This is a genomic window from Bacteriovorax sp. As-1, from assembly GCF_058446905.1.
Map to the genome: position 1 here is coordinate 3,595,389 of NZ_CP184341.1, position 19,948 is coordinate 3,615,336.

Genomic DNA, 19,948 nt, shown 5'->3' on the forward strand with positions numbered 1-19,948 from the left:
CTTACGCAAAAGTTACGCTTATGCTTCTATTATGGCGATTACAAAAAAACAAAAAGAATTTTATGATTACATTGTGGCCTACAACAAAGAACATGGCCACTCCCCAACTCAAAAAGAAATCAAAGACCACTTTGGCCTTAAATCTTTTGGGTCAGTCCAAAAGTACCTTCAGTACTTAAATAAAGAAGGACTGATTGAAAGGGAATGGAACCAGCGCAGAAGCCTGGAAATCAAAAATGACGAAGTCGAATCCGACTCTGACCAAATCCCTCTTCTAGGGATGGTTGCTGCCGGTAACCCGATCGAGGCCATTGAAAACGCCACTAACATGATCTCTGTTCCCCGCACCTTTATTAAAGGTGGCTTTAAATACTTCGCCCTGACTGTTAAAGGGGATTCGATGATTGAAGCGGGAATTCTTGAAGGAGACGTTATTGTCTGCCGTTCAACCAAAGAAGCGCGCAACGGCCAGATCGTCGTGGCAGTTATTGATGGTGAAGCGACAGTCAAAACCTTCAGCCAACAGAAAAAAGCAATTGAGCTTCTTCCTGCAAATAAGAACTACTCACCTATCGTCGTCGACGAAAACGTGGGTGATTTTAAAATTGTAGGAAACTTAGTAGGACTTCTTCGCTCTTACTAATTTTTAAGCGGACAAAATTAAAAAATGGAATGCGCAATTTTGCGTTAATGGATAGTTACGTCTTATGGTTCGAAAAATAATACATGTAGATATGGATTGTTTTTACGCTCAAGTAGAAATGCGTGACCGTCCGGAATTAAAGAATGTTCCTCTGGCCATTGGTGGGGCCCCGGGAACTCGCAGTGTCCTTTGCACAAGTAACTACATTGCCCGCAAGTTCGGAGTGAAATCGGCAATGCCTACGGATTATGCCGTCAGACTTTGCCCAAATTTGGTGATCCTTCCACCAAACTTTAGAAAGTACCAAAAGGCCTCTGAGATCATTCAGAAAATTTTTCTGAAGTACTCTCACAAGGTAGAAACGGTTTCTTTGGATGAAGCTTATATTGATGTCAGTGATCATGTGAGTGCGATAGATGTCGGCCGCTTGATTAAAGAAGATATTTTAAAAGCGACAGGGCTTACAGCCTCTGTGGGAATTGCACCTAATAAGTTTCTGGCCAAAATCGCCAGTGACTGGAAAAAACCCAATGGTTTTTTTGTTATTAAACCCCACGAGGTGCAAGGCTTTATTAAAGAACTACCAGTAAAACTTATTCCTGGTGTCGGTAAAAAAGGACATCAGCATTTAGAAAGTCTAGGCATTAAAACTTGCGAAGACTTAAGGCGATTCCCTCCAGAAGTTTTGGCCTTGAGTTTTGGCAAGTTTAGCCTGGATCTTTTTTACTACTCACAAGGTATTGACGATCGCGAAGTCTGCACAGACTGGGAGAGAAAATCTCTGAGTGTGGAGAACACTTTTTTAAAAGACATGACGAACCCGGAAGAAATGAAGCTTTATTTAGAAGAGCTTCTTTCTGAAATGAAAGAGCGTGTCGAGCGTCACCTTGAAGATGAGCCCCATAAAAAAATAAAAAAGATTTTTGTCAAAGTGAAGTATTCTGACTTTAAACAGTCGACTTCAGAAGAAACACTCATCCCCTTTGAGTTTGAAGAAAATCATTTCGACAAGCTGGCCAATATCGAAAGTTATTACCGCTTGCTCAATGTTAGCCTTGCAAAAAAAAGTAGCCCTGTACGTCTTCTTGGTGTTGGAGTAAGATTTCTAACAGGAGAAGAAGCTGATCCCATTCAATTAAGCCTGCTTCCTCTCTGTGCTTAAGCATGGAACATTTAAATTTAAGAGACTACTGCGCCCAGTTTTTGGAAGACGATCGTCTTGGGGACCTTCCTTTTTTTAAAGAAGAAGATTACACCTCAAGCTACCGCGATCTTATTCATCTTTCTTTATCACTCTCCGACTCTCTTAAAGATGAAGACAATTATTACGCTTTAAAAATCGACTCTCCTTATTTTTTCTTTGCCCATTTACTTGCCTCCATCTTTGCTAAAAAAGATGTGGTGGTGCTCTCTTCTAAAGAACCAGACAATGCTCTTTTGGATTACCAAAAGAGCCTGGGATTTAAACGAGTCATCACTGGAGTTATCGGTTCAGGGAAAAAAGACACTTCCTTCCCTGATCTAGAAATCAATGAATCGGCCATGGCCTTTAGTATTTTGAGTTCTGGCTCAAGTGGGCCTTCAAAAGCGATTTTTCTTTCTTTAAAAAATGTCTACGCGTCTGCTTTGAGCGTGATTGATTTTTTTAAGATGAATCATAACGACACGACTTTTATGAACCTCCCTCATCATCACATTGGCGGGATGATGATTTTATGGCGGGCCTTTTTTAGTAAGGGGTCTTTGACCAATGTACCTGAAAATGACTTTCAATTTATTTCCTTAGTGCCGCTACAATTTAAGCGTGCCCTCACTGAAACTCAGGAACTTTCAAACTTAAAAAAGTGCCGCGGAATCTTAATTGGTGGGGCGCCTTTAAGTGAAGAGCTAAAGCTAGAAGCAAAAAAAGAAAATCTTCCTGTTTTTGAAACCTATGGTATGAGTGAGACTTCTTCCCTGGTCATGCTCAACGGCACTCCCTTAAAAGGTCAGAGCGTTAAGCTCGATGAAAATGGATACTTTTTAATTAAAGGGCCGACTCTTTCTCCGGGCGCACCTTTAGATGACGAAGGTTTTTTCCATACCAAAGATATTGGTATTCAAAATGCCGACGGTACTTTTTCTTTCTCTCACCGTGGAGACATTCTTTTTAAAAGCGGTGGCGAACTCATCAATCCGATTGAAGTGGAAATAAAAGTTAAAGAGCTTCCTTGGATTGCAGAAGCCGTCTCTGTCGGGATTAATCACCATGAATGGACTAAGGCCCAGGCCCTGGTTTTTAAGAGCACAGACCCTGATAAAACAATTGATGATATTAAGGCCCATTTAAAAAAAGAACTGCACCCTTATTTAGTGCCACGCTACTTTTATCCGGCAGGAAAAGACCTGGTGAAAGAAGGAATGAAGCCAAAACGCTTTGAAGTGGCGAACTTTGCCCGCGAAGAGTTTTTTAAAAATCTTCTACACTATCTCTACATTCCCCATCCCGATGCTAAAAGACTTGTGGTGTTCTTTCATGGTTTTATGGAAGATCACACCGACATGATTCCTTTAATGGATTCTCATCACCAATGCGCCTATCTCTTTATTGATTTCCCAGGCCACGGTAAAAGCCGCGCAGGGGCCTTTAAAAAGCGCGAAGATGTTTTCTACTACTTAAGTGAGTTGATTCTCTTTAAAGCTCAGGGACTCCCTTATACGCTTTATGGCTACTCAATGGGAGGTAGGATTGCTCTAGAATTGGCCCTTGATTATTTAAGGCCAGAGCAATTGATTTTAGAGTCTTCACACTTTGGGTTTAAAACGGCCGAAGAAAAAAGGATGCGACTTGAATCGGATCGCATACTTTTTAAAGATGTCAAAGATGGAAATGACCTGAAAATCTTTTTTGAAAGCTGGTATAAAAATCCGATCTTTACCGGGTATAACCAGTCCGCTCATTATTCAATTGATTTGGAAAAAAAACTCACTCATGCACCTGAAGAATGGCAGGCCTCAATGGAGTTTAACTCTCCGGGAACCTCGCCTTATTTCTATCAGGAAGTCATGGCAAAACTCTCGCTCTTAAAAGTGGTGGGAATTGTTGGAAGCATGGATGGTAAATACAAAGTGCACTTTAATGAAGTCAAAGGCCAGCTGGCCGATTTCAAGCTCTACGAAATAGAGAGCGCCGGACATAATCCGCATAAGACCCATTTAAGTGATATCAAGGCCATTTTAAGACAGCACATTTAACGATTTTTTGAGCAAGAGGATTTCCTCTAATAAAAGCGCAAGCTCACTTTCCAGTCGCTCTAAGAGCGAATGGGAGTTTTCCAATTGCCCTTTTCGGCCACACATCTCCAGCTCGTAGGCGAGCTTGACGGCCTCTTCTGCAAAAAAATTGCTAAAGACTCCCTTGAACGTATGAGCACTCAGGCTTAACTTGTCTGCATCTTTTTCTTCAACCGAGCTACGTAAAGACTTTAGAAGATTAGGACAAGAGTTCTGAAAATTCTTAATCATCTCCACAAGGATCTCTTCATCCCCTTGGAACTGCTCTTTTAATAATGGCCCGTTAAATGATTTATAATTCATAAGATTCTCTCATCTTAACTAAAATAAATTTAGAATTAAAGTTTTTTCATTTTCCGACCGATACGTTCGGGTATGACAGATGGAGTTCGCAAACTCGAAATACTCAGAAGCTTCTACCGTGCTCAGTCACGGGCCTCTGGAAATGAGAATTCAGAGCTAAAGGATATTGCCAACGAGATTAAGGCGGCCAATGATCTTAAGGCACAGGAAGAAGTTGAGATCACCAATGCGACCGGTTCACCCTATCTTCAGGATCAGTCATGGCAAAAGAAGGGGGTTCTTTTAGGATCGGCCGAAGAGAGCGACTGGAAGAAAGTTAAGAGTTACGAAGAGACCCATGATAAAACTCTTCCACTCTCCAGAGAAAATCTCAAAAAACTAAACATCATCTAGAAACAAAAAAGGGACCCGAAGGTCCCTTTTTTTATTGTCTACTTTTTACCTTTTTTCTTTTTCATCTTGATTAAGAAGAATGCAATCGCTGCAACAGCAATGATTCCGATGATTGTTGTCGTCTCATCGCCATCTGAACCATCTTTACCTTTCTTCTGCATTGAGATGTCAGCTTGTGTCCCTTGGTCTGGAATGTATGTTCCTTCTCCAATTAAGTCACCTTCTTGTTGCTTAACTCTCGTTGCCCCTTGAGCATTTGATTTTTGATCGAATACTTTTAAAGTTGCAATGATTTTTTCAAAAATGTCCTGGTAAGCATCGTAGTGATCTTTAGCAACTGAGAACGTTACAGCGATCCCTAGAGAGTCTTTTACTGTCGCTAAGTATCTTGTATAGAAACCTGGAACTTCAGAAGCTAAGTGAAGTGAGTCTACCCACTTATGTCCGTTGATCTCTCTTACTGTTACTGATTTTGCTTCTGAAATTTGTGTCTTTCCACCTGGAAGCGTAAATGACTTTGGAGCTTTTAGGTAAGCTTGGTATTCATCAAGAGAGTCTTGCTCCCCTCTGTATTTTGCGGCCAAAATAATGATGGCCTCTTTCTTACGGTCTTTATTTTCACTCTGACAAACCCATTCAGATCCTTCCAGAGCACAATCCCAACCATTGGGAAGTTCGAACTCTGAGAACTGGCTTGAAAATGTCTTAGCAAAGACATTTGTCGAAAGCGCCAGGGATAGAGCGATTAACATTAAACGAAAGCTTTTCATGCCGTTTCCTCAATTTTTAATAATAATAGTTTAATTTTATCACCATGCTGATTATTATCAAACAGTTAAATTCTTTCCTAGTACCCGCGAGCGGCGAAACCCGGTTTAATTTCAATCTCTTTGTACTTTTTCACTAGCTTAATAATTGACCAATCTGCCCCGACTTCATAAGCGATGCCAGAAGCGACTAGGATGTTACCGCCAAAATAATCTGTCTGATAGATATCAAACTTCATCCCTTTCTCTACGTCAGTCGAAAGACCCTGATCGATGCGAATGAAATTCCCTCTGGCAGAGACTTTTAAGACTGAGCCATCGACAATGTACTCTTTAAACGACTCCACTTTCACTGACTCTGGAGTCACCCCTTCAGAGTTCCAGGTAAGACTTGCAAGGAGCGAGCTTCCTTTATCTGTTGAGCGCCCCGAAACCACTGTCTGCCCTTTGATCCCAAAAAGGATTTTATCAAAAGCATAGTTGGCCCCGACATAAGGCGCGACTTTTTCGCGGTTAATGCTGTAGAAAAGTTTTGAACCCCCCTTGGCCTGAACTGGTTTTAACAGAGGTGTATCGGTGAACTGATCTTTTTTAAGTGAATAAATCCCCTCTACTCCGGCCAAAAGGCCAAGCTTAGTAAAGCGGTACATACCTTCAAGTTTGTAGACAACTTCTTCCGAGTTGTCGTTGGCCGGGTTGTTGTAGCCCACTTTCATATCCCACTTCCATGAAGCTGATGAATAAGTGGCCAAGAGGTCTACACCATACTCACTGCCGGCATCACCTAAAATAACTTCTTCTGTCGGTAGCTGAGCCGACCCATCATAAGTGGCATTTGAATAAAGTGTCTGGCGGTAGTGGGCCGCAACTGCATAGCGAATATTACCGATAGGATCAAAAGCGTATTTTCCTTCAATCGCTACAGATTCGGGGCCGGAATTAGTTGCGGTGACATCATTTAATGTCGAGGTGACACTTCTGAAGCGACCAAAAAGAGTGGCCTCAAGATTTTTACTAATCCCATAAGACACGCCAAAATCCACATCGATCAAGCGGTAGTCTGATCCGTCAGCAAGAGTTGTTTCAACTCCCTCTTCATCTAAAGTTGCAGAGGTTTGCCAGACCATCGCGCTGGTCATGATAGAGTAGGCCTTTGGGTTTAAGAGTTCTGCACCCCCGCGGTGAGCGGCCATGGCAAAAGCATCACTTAAAGGCAGAGACAAAAGCGAGATCAGACATAGTAATTTACGCATACAATTGGTTCACGAAAAAAAAATGATTCCGGTTATCGAAATCAAAAAGGTTATTCTTGTTTTTCCACTCTCTGGGAGTTTTCAAAAAAAGTACAAAGCTTTCGGCCACCATCACAAAGGGAGAAGAAAATTCGATCTTGGCCGTTTCAATCGCTGCCTCCATGCTGTCGGTGAATTCAAATCGACCGATGGGCAAAAGCGGATTGCCGGCATTTTTACTTTTATTAAATTTTACTCCATATTCTTTTAGAAAAAAATAGAGCGATTCCTGACAGTGAAGAATGTCTGGAGAGATGATGGGAGTCAGGGAGAGCACTCCTTTTTTACCCATGGAAAAAGTGATGCCGTTAAACTCCATCTGTGAAAGAGCGTCCAGTCCATAAAGGTGCCCTTCAAGCAGCTCCGTGAGCTCTTCAACAAATTTTGTCTCATCTTCTTTTCGTTGAAAGTCGACTGAAAAAGGCGGAAGGATCGTCAGCTGAAGGACTTCAGCTTTTTCGAATTTGGGATCAAAGCGCTTCCTGAAGCTTTCGATCTTTTTATAGTGGATAGAGCCTGGATCAAACGTTAATCCGATAAAGTATTCCATGCTCACTCCTTCTTGGATTGATTCTATACTTAATAGATTAAGAATAATTTAGACTGGTGACAAGTCTTAAGCAGCGATTTTCTCGGATTTAACTGACTTCGTTGGAAGAAAGAGACGATTCACCCAAGTGCTCTCGAAGATCTCAAAAGAAAAACTTCCGCCGTTTTCTTCAGCGAGATGATGAATAGACTCTAACCCCAGGCCTTGAATGGGAGTCACGTTTTCTGCCAGGATTACCTGTGATAAATACTCCGGTAAATTTCCTTCATCAGTTTTTTTCATGTAGTTCTTAGTTTTGATAAATAATCCTGTCTCTTTTAAAAAGAATTCAAACTCCACCGACTCCACACGTGCCTCAGCAATGTTTTTAACCAGGTTATTCATAATGCGATAAAAGCATGGGTAATAAATCTGTGCGCTCTCTACCGATGGCCCCTCCATCTTAAAACTTGAACTGACATTCATGTCACTCATATAAGTTGCAGAAAGCTGAGCAAAAGAGAGTTTGGCCACACTAAAAGGCACCCAGTCCAACGTCACGGCCAGGTTCTTATGTCGGAAGTTATAGTGATCGCGAATAAGGCTTTGAAGAGTTTTAATCTCTCCTATCAGCATCTTGACGTCAGCTACTGGAACGTCTTCTTTCTCAATTTCTTTCTGTCCTAAGTAAAGAAGCAGCCCGTGAGTTTGATTGATGATGTCGTGAAAAAAGAGGCGCTCTTTTAAATCTCCTTCATGAGAAAGAGGTTTATTTTGAGCAGTTGGCGTCGATTTCTTTTTAAAAGTAAACACAGGGTCCTCTCTTTAAGCTTTGCGCTTGTAGGAAGACCCTGTGACAATGACTATTTTACCGGGATGTAAAGTGCGTCTGCCCCAAGCTCTTCTTCAATGCGAAGAAGCTGATTGTATTTTTCCATACGGTCAGATCTGCTCGCCGAGCCTGTCTTGATGTGCGCGCAACCTGTGGCCACAGCAAGATCAGCAATGAAAGAGTCGCCGGTTTCCCCTGAGCGGTGTGAAACGATGGCCTTGTAGTTGTTGTTGAACCCAAGATCCATAGCTTCGAAAGTTTCGCTCATTGTTCCGATCTGGTTTACCTTCACCAGAATGGCATTAGCTTCACCTGCTTTAATCCCCGCTTCAAAAATCTTTTTGTTCGTTACGAATAAATCGTCCCCAACAAGCGTGACTTTTGAACCAAGAGCACGAGTCAGCTCGATCCACCCCTGGTGATCCCCTTCATCGAGACCATCCTCAATGGAATATATCGGATACTTAGCTGCTAAATCTGAATAGTATTTAACCATGTCAGAAGTAGAAAAAACTTTCCCCTGCATATTGTATTTTCCATCCTTGTAGAACTCGCTTGCCGCTGCATCTAAAGAAATAGAGATATCAACACCCGGTTTATACCCGGCATTTGTAATGGCCTTTAGAATAAGTTCAATAGCTTCTTCGTGAGACTGAAGGTCGGGAGCAAATCCCCCTTCGTCACCAACGTTAGTTGAGTGATTCCCTTCAGAAAGAACTTTTTTAAGCGAGTGAAATACTTCAACACCTGCGCGAAGGTTATCACCAAAAGATTTTTTCATGTGAGGTACGATCATGAACTCCTGGATGTCCAGGTTGTTTGAAGCGTGTGATCCACCGTTGATGATGTTCATTAAAGGAGATGGCATCACATATTTTTTATGTGAGTTTGGCGCTTTACACTTTTCGAACATGTACTTAAACAGGCTCATATTTAAATCCATCGCACCTGCACGGCAAACGGCCATCGACACACCTAAAAGAGCGTTGGCCCCCAATTTAGATTTGTTTTCTGTTCCATCCATTTCCAGCATGATTGAATCAATCTTTTTTAGCTCAGTTGAATCCATCCCTACAATTTTTGGAGCGATGATTTCATTGACGTTTTTTACAGCTTTTAAAACAGATTTTCCCATGTAGTAAGACTTGTCGCCGTCGCGAAGCTCAAGGGCCTCCTTTGAACCTGTCGAAGCTCCTGATGGAACAGCTGCGCGTGCAAGGTTGCCTGCTTCAGTCACTACATCAACTTCTACTGTTGGGTTTCCACGTGAATCCAGAATCTGGCGGGCCTTAATAGACTTAATTTTTGACATAAAAAAATCCTTATTTTTTGAAGGGGTAATAAAAATCAGAGCGATTTTTTTTCACCCACTCGGGTTTACTGCTCGAATAAAAATTAAAAGTATCACTTCCCGGAGTAAGCACTTCATTAGGCCTTATTGTCAGCTCTCTTACTCGTCCGGCAACGTATGGGTCAGGATAAAGTGTTTTAAGTTTTAATACACTTTCAATTTTTTCTTTTACCAGTGGATAATGAGTGCAACCCAAAATAGCATGAGTATAGTTCTGTCCCTGAAGTGGTTCTAATTCTTCCACTAAAAGTTTATCAAACTCTGCCTCATAGTCCGGGTGGCGGTAAAGCTCCTCCACCATGCGCGCTAAGTTTTTTAGAGAATAATGGTCAATAAAACCTTTTGGGTCAAGACGCTCTTTTAACCGTCTAAAACGCTCTGATTTTCCAGTTGAAACAGTCGTCAATACTGCCATCTTCGAAGGGCCGGTTTCTTTGTAGTAGGCATTCAAATAGGGCTCTACCCCTACAAAAGGCATCTGCGGATAAGTCGAACGTAGTGCATCGATGCTCGAGGCCGTAGCGGTATTGCACGCCACAACAATCATCTCCGCTCCTTTAGACATCAGCTCATCCGTTATGACAAAAGTTCTTTGGGTGATATATTCGTCTGTCTTTGGACCGTAGGGAGCATGAGCATCATCACTGTAATAGAAATACTCAGCTTCAGGAAAAACTTTAAGGAGTTCATTGAGGACACTAAATCCACCGATGCCAGAATCAAAAACGCCGATCTTATGCTTAGGTGCATTCATTTTTTTGTCCACAATCTCCTTCACTCGGACTATCTTAAACAAAGATTTTATTATTGTTAAGTGGAAAACCCTGCATGCTATCGAACCTTTTTAAGAAAAACTCCTATAAGGCGCTTGAGTCCTTCTATTTAAAAGAAAACTCCCACGAAAACTTAAAGAACTACAGCTGGCTGGCCCTGGCCGTAAACCAAAGAACCATTGGTGGAAGCATGCTGACCAAAGAGTTGGTTTTATCCCAGGAAAACCCGAAGTCGCCTAACTGTGCTCTTCAACTGGCCGAGCTGGAAAAAGGAATCATTCACAACGTTTTTTTTGGCAGTAAAAAGATTTATAACGGCGAAATGTTAAACGACGATGAAATTAAAAACACACGCGTGCTTTTTAATAATCTGCTTGATGCTTTTATCGAAAAAGAAATCAATTTTTTTTCTGAAAGCATGAATAAAAGTGAATTCTCTCCAAGACAACTTGAGGCCGAAGAAAAAGCACTGGAATGGATGCGCGTGAGTTTTGAGGTGCTGACCAAAGCTGTGATGGAGAGTTTAACTAATCCTGAGTTTCTTTTTCAGACCACTTTTTTTGCCGGCATCAATCCAAAAAGTGGCAGAAGAGAAATGCGTTTAATGACGTTTAATCTCGATATGACGTTTTTACTTTTAGACGACAATAACCTTCGTATTTTAATCTACAACAAAAAACCAACGGATAAACCCGAAGATTTAAAACCGGCGCTTATGGGTGATTATTCATTCAGAAAACGCGAGATGTTCGACCAGTTTATTGGACTCTTATCGGCCCTCAGATCAGGGCTTCACGCCTAGGCTACTTTTTAGTTATCACTGGTTTTGTTTTAAGAAAATTCAGCGACGAACAAAGATCACACGTCAGCCCATCACAGCCGCGGGCCGTGCAGTGCTCTCTGCCATAAAAAATAATCTGCAAGTGGAGTTTGTTCCATTTTTCTTTGGGAAAAACTTTTTTTAAGTCTGCTTCTGTCTGCTCGACATTTTTTCCCGACGTAAGCCCCCAGCGCTGGGCCAGGCGGTGAATATGAGTGTCGACCGGGAAGGCCGGCACACCAAAACTTTGGGCCATTACCACCGATGCCGTCTTATGACCTACACCTGGCAGGGCTTCAAGATCTTCAAAACTCGCAGGCACTTCGCCTTTGTGTTTGTTTAAAAGAATTTGAGAAAGCTCATGAATGGCCTTTGATTTTCTCGGCGAAAGCCCACACGGCCTGATGATGTCTTCAATCTCTTTAACAGAAAGCTTAATCATCTTTTCTGGAGTGTCGGCACGCTTAAATAAAAGCGGTGTAATTTTATTGACTCTCTCATCCGTACACTGGGCCGAAAGTAAAACAGCGATTAAAAGGGTATAAGAGTCCTTGTGATCCAAAGGAATCGGGGTCTCCGGGTATAATTGCTCTAATCTCTCGACGATGTAGTCTGCTTTATCTTGTTTTAAACTCATGAAATGATTATTTCAAAAGCCCCATTGCCTGTAAACCAAAATACCCGCCAAAACAACTCTGAAATAAGCAAAAAAAATTGCGGAAAGAAATACTTAGATATTTAAAGATTCCCTATCTGGTTTAGAATAGTTGAATGATAAAGGTCCTTCTCTTATTGACCCTAATTTTAAGCGCAACATTTCAAGCGGCCCCTGCAGCAACCCTTGCTCGTCAGATCAAGTCACTGCCGGCTGTTTTAAAAAATGCAGGCTCACCTCCGGCCGATTTAAATTGCAATGGCTCACTAGAGAATCAAAGTCTCACCTCGACTCTTTACTCTCCTCACAATAGGAAAAATATCGAACTCACAGTGCTCTCTTCAGAAAGAGCGCGCGAGATTTTTACCACGTTAAAAAACGATGAAGACAACTCTTTTAATTACCCGGCCGACGGCTGTTATGCCAGAGCTCACCGCATGGCCATGGTGATGGATGAGATGGGTGTGATTTCCGGAAAAGCTTTTGTTGAAGGCGAACTCTATGTCCAAACTTCAATGGGAGAAATTGGCTGGACTTATCACGTGGCCAGTTTAGTGCTGGTAAAAAAAGATGGGAAACTCGTCCCGACTGTTTTTGACCCTGGACTTTTTGATCACCCGGTTCCTTTTTCTGAATGGAAAGCACTTTTATTAAAAGATTCAAAATCCTCATTTCAAAGTGAGTACTTCACAAAAAGATTTAACTACGATCCTGATGCCCGTCATGATGATTTAGATCAATATAACGAAGAACAAGTCGAAGACATGAAGGCCGCGATAAAAGGCTTCTCACGCTTGGGACATATGTTTGAATACATGGATAACAAGGAAAAGGACAAAAAATGAAATCTCTACTTGTCGTTGTGGCCTCAATGCTCTTTTCAACTCACCTCTCGGCGGAAACCATGAATAAGACTGAACTCACCGACTCTTTTACTGACCAGGTTAAGTCCGTTTCTGAGGAAGGACATGATTTAGTGGTCAAATTTCACCGTCATGCGGCGATCTATAAGATAACCAAAGAACACCCGCAATTTAAGGAAATTAAAGCAAAGTTAGAAAAAGCTCAAAAAGTTGATCAAAAAATCAAAGTCGTTGCTATAATACCTTCTATGACGATTAAAGAGATCAAAGAATAGGCAAGGCCCACAAACGCTATGAGGAGAAGCTTGTGAAAATCGACGTTGTCCAAGATGCTAAAGACCACACTTACACCCTGACTATCAAAATCGACCAATTCAAAACACTGCGCGATTACGAAGTTCTTCACAACCTCGTCAATGCCATTTCATTGGACTTTGACCTGGACCCTGAAATCACTGTGGAAGACTTAAAAAATATTGTCCATGAAGCTAAAAACGAAGAATCAACCGAAGTCACATGCGAAATCGGGCCTGACGGAATTGATGTCGAGTTCTAAGTTTTAGGCAGCTTCTCCCTTATCACCTTTTAATTTTTGGTTGTACCATTCAGGTGCAAGGAAATTGCTTTTTGGAAATGGAAGTTTGTTAACTACGATGTCTTCAAAGAATGTCGGCACGTAGTTGCACGGAACCATCTCTCCAATATATTTTCCAGTGTCCGGGTCTTTTCCAGTCTGTACCCATCTGAAAATATCACGTGAGATATAGTTTCCGTTTTTATCGATACCGGTAATTTCTGAAATGTGAGAAGTTCTTCTTCCTCCATCGTGAAAGCGCGAACACTGAACGATAATCTGCATGGCAGAACCAACCATCTTCCTTACGGCATCAGGTGGAATCTTAGTGTCACCCATCAGACAGAGTGTTTCTAGTCGCGTACAAGCATCAACCGGGTTGTTAGCGTGAACAGTACCCATTGAACCATCGTGACCTGTGTTCATTACCTGGATAAGATCGAGTGCTTCTTCCCCACGAACCTCCCCAACGATAATTCTGTCGGGACGAAGTCTCATGGCCGAAATAACCAGGTCGCGGATAGAGACTTCCGTCACTCCACGTTCTGCATCTGCTTTTCTTGTTTCGAAGTTTACAACGTGCTCAGCTTTAACTTGAAGCTCGGCCGCATCTTCGATAATGATTAAGCGTTGTGTTTTAGGAATGCGTGAACCTAAAACGTTCAGCATCGTAGTCTTTCCAGAACCCGTACCACCTGAAACGATAATGTTTTTTCCCAGATAAATACAGATATCTAAAAATCTTGCGGCCTCTTTTGAAAGAGAACCAAAAGTAATCAAATCATTAAGTGTTAATTTTTCTTTCGAAAATTTTCTGATCGCCACAGTCGTTCCGTTTTTTGCCATCGGAGGCAAAACAACGTGAATACGGGACCCATCTGGAAGGCGGGCATCAAGGCGAGGATTGTCTTTATCGATACGACGTCCCACCGACTGGGCAATGGCCCTCATCGCTGAAACAAGCGCTTCTTCATTGTGGAATTGGTTTTCAACTTTATAAACCAGACCTTTTTTTTCAATGAAAATTTCTTTCGGCCCGTTGATCATAACTTCGGAAACGCCAGCATCATCAAGGAGATCCTTGATGGGATAGAGAAACTGGTCAATGGCGTCCTTAAATACTGACATACTTTACTCTCGTCCTAATCTTCTGCCGTCGCTAAATCTCTGCTGCCAAAACCAATCATCTCACGTGGCTGATCTTTGGGAGTTTCACGATATTCAAGACGGTCGCGGTCTAAATCCATTATATCTTCTTTCAGGTCTTCGCGCTTAATCTGCACCCATTCACTAGGTGTATCTTTAGGCCTCCAGACCTTCACCACATCAGAGGCAAGTCCTCGTCTTTGTGTCTCTGCCATATCGGAAGCTTTCTCTAAAACCATGACCCTTCCATTGAAAGTCAAGTTCGGACAATTGAATTGGAATACCCCAACCTTATCAAAAAAGACTTCTGTTTCAGCGATCTTATCTTTACTTGGAGTCGAAAACGCATTTTTATCCGGGATACTAAAACAAGCTGAATCCACCCCTACGGCCGTAATGAAAAAGCGCACTTTTTCGCCCTTATAAACGACAATGCGGTTGGGATAAAAGCCTTCTTTACCAATAATAATGGCCTCTTCACGGTAAGGAACATCGAGCTTATTACCTTTAAAGTACGTCTCTTCCAAAGCAAAGGCCCTTTGGTAGAAAACGGCCATGACGGCGACTAATCCTAAATAAGTTAACTTTTTAATAAAAACCTCGAGCGTTTATTAATTCTCTCGAAGCTTATCGGTATCCGAGTGGATAACTTTAGTCGGACAAAATGCCCACATTCTGTGGAGTTACTTCTGGGCCTTGTAAGGAAGATTGGGTTGAACGCTGATGTCTTTGCCCAGAGTCTCACTGAGTTTTTTAAGACCAGGGTCTTTTTCGTACTTAATCAGGTAAACACCTGGGCCCAATGGCCGCATTTTTTGTGGAGGAATTTTTTCAAGCTTTAAGGCCAGTGCCTCTTTGTTTTCTGTGTTCTTGATCGTCACAATATACTCTCCTTCAAGTGGTTTTTTAAAACCAAAAAGAAGAAGGAGAATAAAACTAAAAATTATTTTTTTCATTTTTATGGAAGGATAGTGGCCGCTCCACCAAGAGGCGCCTGGATATAATTTAAAGCACCCACTGCACTTACCGATCGTCCAGTCACTGTTTTTCCAGTCAGAGATGACTGAGCTGTTCCACCCCTCTTAATGGACTTTGCGACTTCTTCATAAGTGTAATTAGGATTGTAAGCAAAAATCATCGCAGCGACTCCGGCCACATGAGGCGCGGCCATCGAAGTTCCGCTGATAACATTGTAGCTGGTCGTATTTAACGTCAGTGTATCAATTGAAAATAAACTGATATTGGCTCCTAAATCAGTTCCAGAACTATCAGTTAAAAGATTAAACCCCACACTCACAGTGGAACCGATGTGTGAACTCAAGTCGTATTCTTGAGGAAGTGCATAACCATCAGAAGACCCTGTAAAAGCATCGAGAACAGTTCCTCCCGACATCGGGTCACCTGAACCAGCTTTTTTATTAATCGTCACATAATCGGCGTTATTTTCTAAATCATACATGGCATAGAAATTAACTGTCGCAGCTGAGACAGATGAACTGATAGAAAAAGCTTTCCATGCTCTGGCATCATTGTTGTTAGCATATCTCGCACTCGAGTAATTATAGTTTGACGGATTCACCAGACACGCTGTCGGCGAACCGAAGTTAAGCGATTTATAGGCCCATGGACTTCCTGCTGTGCTGGTAAATGTCCATCCACTAGTCAATGAATCTGCCACTGATGCATTTGTTCCTGGCCATGTGCTGACAATATTTACGCCGGGAGCACCGACATCAACACTTGTTGTCCCATAGTTTGAAAAAGAGGCCAGTGAATAATTCTGTGTTAAAGCGGCCACGCAAATAACGTTGGCCTGAGTGAAGTTGCATGGATACATTGGAAGGGATTCGTTGTTAGTCCCATCATTTCCTGCTGCCGCGACAATTAAGACTCCATGGTTTTGAGCATAATCAATCGCTGCACTGTAAGCAGCATCATAACTATCTCCACCCAAACTCATGTTGATGACTTTGGCCCCATTATCAACCGCAAAATAAATTCCGGCGACAATACCGGCCGATGTACCACTTCCAGTTGTTCCTAAAACTCTCAGAGCCATCAGGCTTGAGCGCCAGCACACTCCTGTTGATCCAAAACCATTGTTTCCGCGCGCCCCAATCGTTCCGGCCACGTGTGTACCGTGACCACTTAAATCCATTGGATCGTTATCGTTATCAACATAGTCGTAGCCGTGGTTAGGATACGTTCCACCACCATCCCACATATTAGATGAAAGGTCTGAATTGTTGTAATTGATTCCTGTATCCAGAACTGCCACAATGACAGAAGAGCAATCTGTGATTGTATTCCAGGCGTACTCCGCCTGCAAATCTCTTCCGGCAACACCCGGGTTGTTAGTGCTTGAAGGTGTATCTTTTCCACCGGCCGTCGTAATTGTTTGCGCAGTATTTTTTAATCCCCAAAGCTGGCCGTAACGAGGGTCATTGGGAACAGCTAGAGCTTTATAGATATAATTAGGCTGAGCGTATTCAACATCCGGGTCATTTTTAAAATCTAAAATCGCCTGCTTCATATCTGTCTGACTGACGAGTTTCACCCGCGCCAAACCACGATTGTAGCGGGCCAGTCTTTTGTGCCCTTCTCTTTCAATAGAGATCTTCTGATTGTTTGCAGAGACTGAGGATTTATACTTCACCAGGATTTCCCCTGGGACATAATTAGGCTTGGCCGCTTTGGCAAAAGCGTTCACATTTAACAAACTCAATGACAGGCACATCAGTATTTTAAATTTCATCTTATCCATCCTTCCTACGGCAAGTTCACTGAGAACTCGACCGAAGGCAAGCTCTGTGAGCCGCTACTTGATCCTGGTGCATTTAAACTTGAATAGGCGACAACTTTAAAGAACGTCGAGCCTTTTAATAAATTCGTCATCACTGTTGAAGTTGGAGAAAGAGGCCCTCCAGCATAGGGAACATCAACATAAGTCGCTGTGCTCACATCAAAGCTTGAAGTGCGGCTGTAATAAACGCGGTATCCCCCACCTGCTTGGTTGACCGCTTTTTCATGGTTAGCACTCCAGCTGATTTCGACAGAGGGAGCTGGCCCTGAATAAGTGTAGGCCACTAATGCTGCCGAACATGCACTTGTTCCAATAACGTTGGCCGAATTCGTATAAAAACTGTAAGCACCCGCGGCCAGTGCTGAAACTGTAATTTGCACCGATGTTGATGTGGCATAAGCGCTTCCTGCAACACTCGAACATCCCGCATCTGTATAGAGGTAAACGGTGTCTCCATTGGCCACACCGTTAGCTAAGATAACAGGAGTTGCTGAATAGTTTGGAGATGTCGTCGGGCTATAGAGTGAAAGCATCGAAGCTGTATTGGGCATAACACCCGTATACTCATACATTAAAAGTGCACTCGAACACGTTCCTGTCCCCAATGAGTTGGTACTATTGGTATAAAACATATGTGTGCCGGGTGCCAAAGGGTTTGTAGTAATCGTTGCACTCGTTCCCACTGCCACCGCACTTCCGTAAGAAAGTGTACATCCTGAATCAATATAAATGTTGGCCGTCTCTCCCGATAAAAGTCCAGTCAACTGAATCGTCGGGGTTGAATCCGTGCTTGGGGATGAAGCTGGTGAAAGAAGAGTCATGCCCGTTGCCGTTTTAGGAGCAACTCCCAGGTATTGATAAGTCAAAAGAAGCCCTGAACATGTGCTGCTTTCAAATTGATTCGTGCTTCTTGTATAAAGAGAATAAGTCCCCGCGCTCAACGTCGATAGAGTCACAGAGACAGTTGTGGCAGAGGCCACTCTTGAACCGACAATAGCGCTGCAAGATGAATCGCGATAAATTTGTACTGTTTCGCCTGAAACAACACCAGAGACTTGTACTGTCGGAGTTGAAACAAATCCCGGAGAACTCGCCGGATTTACCAGGCTCATCGACGACCCCGTCGTCGCTTTAATCGGCGATCCACCTGGAGTATTAAATGTAAAACCACCAAGCTTAGTAGTCTCCGGCTTACAGGCCGCGAGTATAATAAGTGAGGTCAATAGTAGAAAATTATTTTTCATAAACACTCTATTTAAAATAATATTTCACGCCGAAACTCAGATAGTTATTGTTATAACCCATTCCCGTCTTAAAATCTGATCCACTTGAATCAGAGAACGTCATACTTTTTTTCCCCATGTACTCAAATCCTAAAATCCCAGCAATCGCCCAATGAGAATTTAAGTGATACTCTAACCCCGCTTCAAGCAAGGCCGCAGGAGACAGTGAACTTTTTAGTTCATAAGTTGAAATCTCATCCGTCATCGTCGACGTCATCATCGAGACACCCAGGTAGACAGCAACCATCGGCTTCCATGTTCCATAATCAAATAAGAACTTGTATCCGGCATAGAAATTTTTAAATGAGTCATCATACGTCCACGACCCATTTTGAGAAATTCCCGTATTCACATCTGTCAATGTAAGCGTGTCTGATTTTTGTCCGCTTAAAAGGCGCACTTTAAAGGCAAGGAAGCGTTCCTGCTTAAGTTTGTAACCAAACCCAAGCGACAGTAGCAGCCCTGCTTTATACGAACTCTCACTTGCACTTCCCCAACTCACCGGATTTCCCGAAGCTGACGTTGGAAAAATAGAATTGTAACCTTCACCAACAGGAGCATCATCCATCATTTTCACGATGCCGGTTTCGGCCTCGACATAAAATTTGTACGAGTTGAATTTTTCTTGTTCAGTGTACTGGCGCGCTTCTTTTTTAAACTCGTGACCGTTAAGGCGGTTTTTAACTCGCTTAGAATCTACTGAAACCACACAGCTTTCTTTGGTCACATAAATGCGATCAAATTGCTTAAAAGCAACCATCGCTGGATTTTTTGGAAGTTTTCTAACTTGTAAAACAGTGTCCACAAAAGGAGAGCTGTCGACGACTTCAAGTTTGCCGTTGTTTAAAACTTTAAGTTCACAACTTTTAAGATTATTTAAATAATAGACATCTTCGGCAAAGGCATTTGCCGAGAAAAAGATCATAAGTCCTGCAAGTAAAAGCCTGGTCATTCATCTATTATCCGCCAAATGGAAAACCATTCAAGTAGGAATAGATGGACACCTTTTACACACCTAAAAAGACTAGATCTTCAGGTCATCACTTCCTGGTGCCACAGGCATGCGGTCGCTCTTAGGAGGCTCAGATGCTTTGGTTTTTGTCTTATTGGTTGGAAGAGAGCTCTTAGGTAAACTCTTTCCAATCGCTAAACGCTTGAACTTAATCAACACTTCGCCGTCTTTATTCTCAAATTCGGGATTTGTCTGATCGACATCATCAGGTAAAGAAAAACTGCGCTCAAAGCTGGTCTTTCTAGTCGACTTATTTTTTCCTGTCCCTTGAGTGGCAACAACGTCCCCTTTGATCTTGATCATCCCTTGCTCAATTTTAATATCGAGTGGATGATCTTTGGCCTGCTGGACTTTAAGTTTTAAAATTTTTTGTGTGTCCGTCACCACCCAGTCATACTGGCCGATGACTGGTGATTCAAAATCAGACATATCAAAATCAGGGCCGGCAAAACGCTTCATCATTTCGCGCATACGGTTTTCGAACTCACCCATATTAGAGTCATCCATCAGCGATTTAAGCATCTCTTCGCGCGCTTTCATAATCTCATCAATCTGGCGCTGAAACTGATCATCAGCAGATGTTTGAGAAAAAGCATTGGCGCTCATAAGGGCACAGAGTAAAATCCATTTTTTCAT

At 42.4% G+C, this 19,948-nt stretch carries 23 protein-coding genes; 8 read left to right on the plus strand and 15 right to left on the minus strand.

Annotated elements, in window-relative coordinates:
* Positions 1 to 31: 31 nt before the first annotated feature.
* The 3 genes from lexA (at position 32) to ACN20O_RS18225 (ending at position 3,877) form a co-directional block, all read left to right on the plus strand.
* Complete coding sequence (gene lexA, locus ACN20O_RS18215) at positions 32 to 643, plus strand: transcriptional repressor LexA (RefSeq protein WP_491635867.1); 612 nt, start codon at positions 32 to 34, stop codon at positions 641 to 643.
* Positions 644 to 734: 91 nt separating this feature from the next.
* On the plus strand, positions 735 to 1,805 hold the full coding sequence (dinB, locus tag ACN20O_RS18220) for a DNA polymerase IV (protein ID WP_491635869.1): 1,071 nt from the start codon (positions 735 to 737) through the stop codon (positions 1,803 to 1,805).
* A gap of 2 nt (positions 1,806 to 1,807) precedes the next feature.
* On the plus strand, positions 1,808 to 3,877 hold the full coding sequence (locus ACN20O_RS18225) for an alpha/beta fold hydrolase (protein WP_491635871.1): 2,070 nt from the start codon (positions 1,808 to 1,810) through the stop codon (positions 3,875 to 3,877).
* Here the strand turns inward: ACN20O_RS18225 and ACN20O_RS18230 are convergent.
* Entirely contained in the window at positions 3,860 to 4,219 is a 360-nt protein-coding gene (locus ACN20O_RS18230) for an Hpt domain-containing protein (protein ID WP_491635873.1), read from the minus strand. The two genes, ACN20O_RS18225 and ACN20O_RS18230, sit on opposite strands and share 18 nt — an antisense overlap.
* 72 nt (positions 4,220 to 4,291) lie before the next feature.
* On the opposite strand from ACN20O_RS18230, the gene ACN20O_RS18235 reads away from it, so the two are divergent.
* On the plus strand, positions 4,292 to 4,612 hold the full coding sequence (locus ACN20O_RS18235; RefSeq protein ID WP_491635875.1) for a hypothetical protein: 321 nt from the start codon (positions 4,292 to 4,294) through the stop codon (positions 4,610 to 4,612).
* 38 nt (positions 4,613 to 4,650) lie between these two features.
* Here ACN20O_RS18235 and ACN20O_RS18240 read toward each other — a convergent pair whose 3' ends face one another.
* The 6 genes from ACN20O_RS18240 to murI all read right to left on the minus strand — a co-directional run bounded on the left by ACN20O_RS18240 (position 4,651) and on the right by murI (position 10,137).
* On the minus strand, positions 4,651 to 5,382 hold the full coding sequence (locus ACN20O_RS18240; RefSeq protein ID WP_491635877.1) for a hypothetical protein: 732 nt from the start codon (positions 5,380 to 5,382) through the stop codon (positions 4,651 to 4,653).
* 77 nt (positions 5,383 to 5,459) lie between these two features.
* A complete protein-coding gene (locus tag ACN20O_RS18245) occupies positions 5,460 to 6,632 on the minus strand; it encodes a hypothetical protein (RefSeq protein ID WP_491635879.1) in 1,173 nt (390 codons plus the stop codon).
* The gene (locus ACN20O_RS18250; protein WP_142409398.1) at positions 6,625 to 7,221 is read right to left on the minus strand and encodes a basic helix-loop-helix domain-containing protein; all 597 of its coding nucleotides are present in this window, start codon (positions 7,219 to 7,221) and stop codon (positions 6,625 to 6,627) included. Before ACN20O_RS18250 ends, ACN20O_RS18245 begins: the two co-directional genes overlap by 8 nt.
* A gap of 66 nt (positions 7,222 to 7,287) precedes the next feature.
* The gene (locus ACN20O_RS18255) at positions 7,288 to 8,013 is read right to left on the minus strand and encodes an ATP-binding protein (protein WP_491635881.1); all 726 of its coding nucleotides are present in this window, start codon (positions 8,011 to 8,013) and stop codon (positions 7,288 to 7,290) included.
* A 50-nt stretch (positions 8,014 to 8,063) separates the two neighbouring features.
* Positions 8,064 to 9,344 carry a phosphopyruvate hydratase gene (eno, locus tag ACN20O_RS18260; RefSeq protein ID WP_491635883.1) on the minus strand — a complete coding sequence of 427 codons (1,281 nt, stop codon included), beginning with the start codon at positions 9,342 to 9,344 and terminating at the stop codon, positions 8,064 to 8,066.
* 10 nt (positions 9,345 to 9,354) lie between these two features.
* Entirely contained in the window at positions 9,355 to 10,137 is a 783-nt protein-coding gene (gene murI, locus ACN20O_RS18265; protein WP_491635885.1) for a glutamate racemase, read from the minus strand.
* Between the two features lie 74 nt (positions 10,138 to 10,211).
* On the opposite strand from murI, the gene ACN20O_RS18270 reads away from it, so the two are divergent.
* The gene (locus tag ACN20O_RS18270) at positions 10,212 to 10,958 is read left to right on the plus strand and encodes a hypothetical protein (protein WP_491635888.1); all 747 of its coding nucleotides are present in this window, start codon (positions 10,212 to 10,214) and stop codon (positions 10,956 to 10,958) included.
* Between the two features lies 1 nt (position 10,959).
* Here the strand turns inward: ACN20O_RS18270 and nth are convergent, their stop codons facing one another.
* Positions 10,960 to 11,613: an endonuclease III gene (gene nth / locus ACN20O_RS18275; protein ID WP_491635890.1), complete on the minus strand. Its 654-nt coding sequence runs from the start codon at positions 11,611 to 11,613 to the stop codon at positions 10,960 to 10,962.
* 134 nt (positions 11,614 to 11,747) lie between these two features.
* On the opposite strand from nth, the gene ACN20O_RS18280 reads away from it, so the two are divergent.
* The 3 genes from ACN20O_RS18280 to ACN20O_RS18290 are packed head-to-tail and all read left to right on the plus strand — an operon-like array spanning position 11,748 to position 13,050.
* Positions 11,748 to 12,476, plus strand: a complete 729-nt coding sequence (locus ACN20O_RS18280) for a protein-glutamine glutaminase family protein (RefSeq protein WP_491635892.1) — start codon at positions 11,748 to 11,750, stop codon at positions 12,474 to 12,476.
* Positions 12,473 to 12,769: a hypothetical protein gene (locus ACN20O_RS18285; protein ID WP_102243792.1), complete on the plus strand. Its 297-nt coding sequence runs from the start codon at positions 12,473 to 12,475 to the stop codon at positions 12,767 to 12,769. Before ACN20O_RS18280 ends, ACN20O_RS18285 begins: the two co-directional genes overlap by 4 nt.
* A gap of 32 nt (positions 12,770 to 12,801) precedes the next feature.
* Positions 12,802 to 13,050, plus strand: coding sequence for a hypothetical protein (locus ACN20O_RS18290; RefSeq protein WP_491635894.1), 249 nt, complete (start codon positions 12,802 to 12,804; stop codon positions 13,048 to 13,050).
* Between the two features lie 3 nt (positions 13,051 to 13,053).
* On the opposite strand, the gene ACN20O_RS18295 is transcribed toward ACN20O_RS18290, so the two are convergent.
* The 7 genes from ACN20O_RS18295 to ACN20O_RS18325 all read right to left on the minus strand — a co-directional run bounded on the left by ACN20O_RS18295 (position 13,054) and on the right by ACN20O_RS18325 (position 19,948).
* The gene (locus ACN20O_RS18295; protein WP_491635896.1) at positions 13,054 to 14,196 is read right to left on the minus strand and encodes a TadA family conjugal transfer-associated ATPase; all 1,143 of its coding nucleotides are present in this window, start codon (positions 14,194 to 14,196) and stop codon (positions 13,054 to 13,056) included.
* 14 nt (positions 14,197 to 14,210) lie between these two features.
* The gene (locus ACN20O_RS18300) at positions 14,211 to 14,771 is read right to left on the minus strand and encodes a hypothetical protein (protein WP_491635898.1); all 561 of its coding nucleotides are present in this window, start codon (positions 14,769 to 14,771) and stop codon (positions 14,211 to 14,213) included.
* A gap of 126 nt (positions 14,772 to 14,897) precedes the next feature.
* The gene (locus tag ACN20O_RS18305; protein ID WP_491635900.1) at positions 14,898 to 15,170 is read right to left on the minus strand and encodes a hypothetical protein; all 273 of its coding nucleotides are present in this window, start codon (positions 15,168 to 15,170) and stop codon (positions 14,898 to 14,900) included.
* A gap of 2 nt (positions 15,171 to 15,172) precedes the next feature.
* Entirely contained in the window at positions 15,173 to 16,969 is a 1,797-nt protein-coding gene (locus ACN20O_RS18310) for a S8 family peptidase (RefSeq protein WP_491635902.1), read from the minus strand.
* 14 nt (positions 16,970 to 16,983) lie between these two features.
* Positions 16,984 to 18,261 carry a hypothetical protein gene (locus ACN20O_RS18315; RefSeq protein ID WP_491635906.1) on the minus strand — a complete coding sequence of 426 codons (1,278 nt, stop codon included), beginning with the start codon at positions 18,259 to 18,261 and terminating at the stop codon, positions 16,984 to 16,986.
* 7 nt (positions 18,262 to 18,268) lie between these two features.
* Entirely contained in the window at positions 18,269 to 19,252 is a 984-nt protein-coding gene (locus ACN20O_RS18320) for a hypothetical protein (protein WP_491635908.1), read from the minus strand.
* Positions 19,253 to 19,324: 72 nt separating this feature from the next.
* On the minus strand, positions 19,325 to 19,948 hold the full coding sequence (locus ACN20O_RS18325; RefSeq protein WP_491635911.1) for an Hsp20 family protein: 624 nt from the start codon (positions 19,946 to 19,948) through the stop codon (positions 19,325 to 19,327).